The following is a 5,273-nucleotide window of genomic DNA, read 5'->3' as shown; positions in this document are numbered from 1 at the left end:
GAGCACGACGACGCCTTTCTCCCGCCGGTAGTCGAGGACCTCGGCGGCCTGCTTCACCGCGTCGACAAGCGGCGTCTTCCCCGCGGGGATGAGCGCATTCACCGTGCTCATGATGCGCTCGGCCGCGTTCGGGATGGGCGGAAAGGCAAGATCGATGTTGCATTGCCCGTAAGGCCCCGGGCCGTAGGTGATGAGCCCGATCTTGCGGTAGCGCGTCACCCCGGGCAGCACCTCGGCCAGCGCCTTGCGCACCTCGTCGATGCGCGCCTTGTCGCTGAAGAGGCCTTGCACGGTGTTGCCGGCCATGGAGCCCGAGGCGTCGAAGACGATCATCGCGTCCTCGGTGCACGGCGTCCGCGGTTCGTCGGCGCCCTGCGCCACCGATCCGGCCACGACGACGAGCGCCAGCGCGACAGGACACATGCCGTGGGCGAGCGCGTTCATTCGGTGACTTTAGCCTAGAACGCGAACTTGTGCAGGATGGGTGGCGGCGCACCGCCATCTTTGGCGATGATTGCCCCGATCGAGCGGGATTCTGCGGTTTCAACAGCGATATTTGAGGTTTTTCGCCCTGCGTTTTCGGGGTAATTTTGGTGCGTCGCCGAGGGAGCCGGGACGGGGGTTCCATGCTGCCTGAGCGCCGACTTCAAGCGCTTGCCGCGATCGCATCGCTGCTGATCGCATGCGCCCTTGCGTCCTCCTTGCCAACGTGGGCAGCGGGCGAGAACGCCCCCCCGACGTGTGAGGAGTTCGGGCTCGCGTTCCTCTCTTCGCCGGCGGAGCCCTGGAAGGGAGCTCCGTTGCGCGTCATCTTCGCCGCCGAGAAGCCGCTTGCCGGCAAGCTGGCTCTGATCGCGCCCAGCGGAAAGATCGAAGCTCAATCGTCCGAGATGGAGGGCGGACCGCCCTACTTCTGGTTCGCCGAAATTGCCTCGCCCGAGGCCGGCACGTGGCAAGCGAAACTCACGCGCGAAGGCGCCGCGGCGGGATGCCGGGAGGTCACCCGCGAGATCGCGGTCGAGCGCAAGCAGCCGCGCGGCCCGCGCGCGGGCAAAGGCGTCTGGCCGTTACACACTCAATGGAATCGCCAGACCGAAAATCTCTATTCGGCATGGATCGAGAAAATGTTCGACGCCCCGCTCGACCAGGAGCTGACGTGGAAGGCGATGGACGCGGTCTTGCACGACCAATCGCGCAACGTCCTGTTCGACCATCTCGGTCTGCGCGAGGACGACAAGGGGGCGATCATCGAACCGGATTGCGCCGACGTTCCGTATTTCCTGCGCGCCTATTTCGCCTTCAAGCTGGGATTGCCGTTCGGCTATGCGAAGTGCACCCGCGGCGACGGCGGCGTGCCGCCGAGATGTCCGCAATGGTGGAACATCTTCAACGAAGAACCGCCGTCGGCGGTTGAGGCCGACGGCAGCGGAATGGTCGAGCCCGCCGGTTTCTTCGGCATCTTCGGGCCGCCCGAACCAGGCCCGACCATACGGCGCAAAAGGGTTCCCCAGAGGCCGAAAGGGCTCGTGCAAGGCTTCCAATACTATCTGACGAGAACCGTCGCGGACGCCGTGCAATCCGGTAACGGCCGGACCGCGGCCGACGACGACAAGACCGATTACTATCCGGTGGCGCTGACCGAGGACACCTTGCGTCCCGGCACCATCTATGCCGATCCTTACGGCCACGTTCTCATTCTCGTGAAGCGAATCGCGCAGACCGGCAAGGGGGCCGGCGTGTTCCTTGCGGTCGATGGGCAGCCTGACGGCACGGTCGCGCGCAAGCGGTTCTGGCGCGGAAACTTCCTGTTTGCGCAGGATCCTTCGCTCGGTAGCCCTGGATTCAAACGTTTCCGCCCCATCGTGCAGGATGGGAGCGGCACGCTCAGGCGGCTGACCAATGCCGAGATCGCCAAGGATGCCGACTATGGCGATTTCTCGCTCGAACAGTCGAAGCTCAGCGTCGAGGATTTCTACGACCGCATGGATGACGTGATGTCGCCAGAGCCGCTCGATCCCATGCAGGCGATGAAGGAGGTGATCACCTCGCTCGAGGAGCAGGTGAACGCGCGGGTGAACTCGGTGGAGAACGGCCGCAAGTACCTCGCCGAAGGGGGAAAGACCGTGGACATGCCGGAGGGGGCCTCGATCTTCGAGACGACCGGCGCGTGGGAGGATTTCGCCACGCCCTCGCGCGATCTGCGCTTGCTGATCGCGATCGACGTGGTGCGCAATTTCCCCGATCGCGTGGCGCGGCGCCCGGAGCGCTACGCCATGCCGGCCGGCAAGACCCCGGAGCAGGTCAAGGAGGAGCTCGAGGCCACGCTTTCCTCTGAACTCAGGGCGCGCAAGTTCTCCTACACGCGCAGCGACGGCTCATCATGGACCTTGACGCTTGATGACCTGCTCACCCGCCTTCCCGATCTTGAGGTCGCCTACAACATCAACGACTGCGCCGAGGTGCGATGGGGGGCACTCGAGGGCAGCGAGGAAGCTTCGACCTGCAAGCGGCACGCGCCGGAGGCGCAGCGCGAGAAGATGGCCGCGGATTATCGTGTGTGGTTCCACGAGCGCCGCCGCCCGCCGCGCGGCTGAGCTAGCCTAAAGCTCGGCCGCGATAGCGTGGGCCAGGCGAAAGCGCATCTCGCCGTCGCTGTTCTTGGTTGCGATCACGAAACGTATGCGCCCGTGATCTTTAGTGTCGGCGTAGCCCGCGAGGGTATGGATGCCGGTCATGGTGCCGGTCTTGTTCATGCCGCCGTCATGTCCGTGCAGCAGGTTGGCATGTGGGGCGAACAGCTCGAGCACGTGTGCAAGGCCGCGCGCGGTGAAGTGATTGTTGCGGCTGATGCCTGAGCCTTCCTCGATATGGATGTCGCCGGCGAGGCCGTTGGCGGCGAGCATGCTGTTCGCCACCTTGAGCGACTTCTCCAAGCTGACGGAGCCGCCCAAAGTCCCGCCGATCTCGAGAAAGACCTGGTTTGCGATGTAATTGTTCGAGCCGATGAGAAGCGCGGTCAGGATCTCCGACAGGGGCGGAGACCTGTACACGTACACCGGCTGCAAGCCTTGCGGAACGGTCCCGGTCGTGATCTTGCCCTTCACGCTGCCGCCAGCCTGCTGGATGAAGGCGGCGATCAACTCGCCCGCATATTGCAAGCTGACCGCGGGGTCTTGGGCGAGGCTGATGCGGCCGCGACCGTTGGGGCCGCGGGCCCGAAACTGGCTGACGGCAAGCGGCGTGATCGGGGTCTGCGCCTCGGCCGAACGCACCGTGCTGCCCTTGCGCACGGCCGCGATGGTGTTGAAGTTCACCGCGAGCGCGGAGTTGAGCGCGTCGTAGCTTTCGCTCGTCTCCTCGATGCCGGGGATGCGGATGTCCGACGGGTAGTAGCTCGCGTCGAGCACGATACCGGTGATCGGCTCCTTGCCGATGGCGGCCACCAGCTCTTTACCGAGCTCCGCCAGCTTCTCTGAAATCAGCAACGGATCGCCGCCGCCGCGCACGTAAAGCACCCGCTTGTCGTCGAGATAGAAGCGGGTCTCGAAGCGGTAGTCGCCGCCGAGTACCTCCATCGCCAGCCACGCGGTCACGATCTTGGTAACCGAGGCCGGGACGAACGGTTTGTCGGCGTTCTGCGCGATCAGCTCGTTGCCCTTGTCGTCGACGACGAACACAAGCGCCGACGGCGCCATGGCGGCGACCTTCTCCTTGATGCCGGCGAGCGCCGGGGCGGGTAGGAGAAGCAGGGCCAGGAGAAGGGCGGACAAGCGATACGGCATGGCCACTCCAACGGAGGTCATCCTATCCGACGGCAAACCCATGCTAGCACCGTTTTCGCCGCCGATCTTGGCGCGGATGGAAGCCGGGCAGAGGTGCAACGGCCATCAGCGGCCGAGGCACACGCCCTGAAGGCCCGAACCCCTGACGCAGCGGGCGCCTTCCTTGCAATCGCTGTCATATTCGCAGGACTTGGCGGTCGTTCGCTTGGCGGGGGCAGGGTCGGCGGCATCGCCCGCCGGATTGCCGCGGCAGTCGCCATCCACGCACGCGAATCCCGGTTTGCAGTCGGATTCCAAGATGCAGGCGAAGGCCGGCGCCGCAATAAGGCAGAAAATAGCGGCGACGATCAAACTGCGCATCGCGATACCCCGGTTGAGACCAGCAACACATCGCGCTGCCGCATGTCCGAATTTGACGGGCCAGCGCTCGTGCCAAGTCGTCGCAGGGACGCGCTCCCTGGGAGCAGGCGAATCGGCGTCATTCAGGCAGCCGAGGACTTCGCGAGGCCAAGAGCAAAGTGCGCCAAGAACGCCTTAGCAGCCCGGCTCAGTCGGAGTGCTTCGACTTGAGGTACTCTTCCACTTTCCGCGCGAGCGCGCCCGCAGCCTGTACCGCCTCCTCGAGTTCCGACTCCGAGACGCCGAAGCGTTCCTTCCAGTAAGCGACCTGGTAGGACTGCTTCATGTCGATGCGGGTATTCTTGCCGTAGTCACGCTTCTTTGGAGGGTTGACACTGCCCATCGCAGCTTCTCCTGTAGCCCCGGTGGATTCGATCGGCCCTTGCAACAGCATGCCTCAATCCGCCCCCGCCCGCCAAGGGGTTTTGCGCGACGATGCCCGGCTCGCGCGGGCGGGTCAGGAGGGATCGATGAGCGAAGACGAGAAAGCCATCCGCGAGTTGGTCGCGGCCTGGATGGAGGCGAGCCGGCGCGGCGACACTGAGGCCGTGCTTTCGCTCATGACCGACGATGTGATGTTCATGGTCCCGGGCCGCGAGCCGTTCGGCAAGGAGGAGTTCACCGCAGCCTCGCGCGGCATGACCGATGTCCGCATCGAGGGGGTGGCCGAGATCAAGGAGGTCAAGGTGATCGGCGAATGGGCCTATCTCCGCAACCGGCTTACTGTCACGGTCATCCCAGCCGGAGGCGAGCCGATGCTGAAGCGCTCGGGCTACACGCTTTCCATCCTACGCAAGGAGGAAGATGGTCGCTGGCGGCTGACCCGGGATGCCAATCTGCTCGCGGTTCATGAGTCGCGCTGAGGCGAATGGAACCGTTGGTGGAAAAATCCGGTTGTGCAAGATTCGGATGAAACCCAAACGAGGCGCCAATGGCCATCGTCATCTACAAGATCGTGAAGCATGAGAACGGCTGGGCCTACCAGGCCCGCGGAACGTTCTCCGAGACCTTCCCCACGCACGATGCCGCCCTTGCCGCGGCGAGGATCGCCGCCGCCGAGCAGAAGGTCCCGGGAGAGACGGCCGGCATCGA

General features: G+C 64.7%; 6 protein-coding genes. 3 read left to right on the top strand and 3 right to left on the bottom strand.

Features of this window, described 5'->3' with window-relative positions; translation table 11 throughout:
* A partial coding sequence (locus VFB18_RS13480; protein ID WP_324976253.1) for a VWA domain-containing protein occupies positions 1–444 on the bottom strand: 444 nt, incomplete at its 3' end.
* A 182-nt stretch (positions 445–626) separates the two neighbouring features.
* Between VFB18_RS13480 and VFB18_RS13475 the strand changes: the two genes are divergently transcribed.
* Complete coding sequence (locus VFB18_RS13475) at positions 627–2,594, top strand: hypothetical protein (RefSeq protein WP_324976250.1); 1,968 nt, start codon at positions 627–629, stop codon at positions 2,592–2,594.
* A gap of 6 nt (positions 2,595–2,600) precedes the next feature.
* Here the strand turns inward: VFB18_RS13475 and VFB18_RS13470 are convergent, their stop codons facing one another.
* Positions 2,601–3,782, bottom strand: a complete 1,182-nt coding sequence (locus VFB18_RS13470; RefSeq protein WP_324976247.1) for a D-alanyl-D-alanine carboxypeptidase/D-alanyl-D-alanine-endopeptidase — start codon at positions 3,780–3,782, stop codon at positions 2,601–2,603.
* Positions 3,783–4,329: 547 nt separating this feature from the next.
* The gene (locus VFB18_RS13465) at positions 4,330–4,524 is read right to left on the bottom strand and encodes a DUF3606 domain-containing protein (protein ID WP_324976244.1); all 195 of its coding nucleotides are present in this window, start codon (positions 4,522–4,524) and stop codon (positions 4,330–4,332) included.
* 127 nt (positions 4,525–4,651) lie between these two features.
* On the opposite strand from VFB18_RS13465, the gene VFB18_RS13460 reads away from it, so the two are divergent.
* Both VFB18_RS13460 and VFB18_RS13455 read left to right on the top strand, forming a co-directional pair.
* The gene (locus tag VFB18_RS13460; protein ID WP_324976241.1) at positions 4,652–5,044 is read left to right on the top strand and encodes an SgcJ/EcaC family oxidoreductase; all 393 of its coding nucleotides are present in this window, start codon (positions 4,652–4,654) and stop codon (positions 5,042–5,044) included.
* Positions 5,045–5,112: 68 nt separating this feature from the next.
* Positions 5,113–5,273 (top strand): DUF2188 domain-containing protein (locus VFB18_RS13455; RefSeq protein WP_324976256.1); only part of this gene is annotated, 161 nt, incomplete at its 3' end.

This window comes from Methyloceanibacter sp. (genome assembly GCF_035650995.1).
Taxonomy (GTDB): Bacteria; Pseudomonadota; Alphaproteobacteria; order Rhizobiales; family Methyloligellaceae; genus Methyloceanibacter.
Note: the sequence above shows the minus strand (reverse complement) of the source record. Positions and strands in the feature narration are given on the sequence as shown.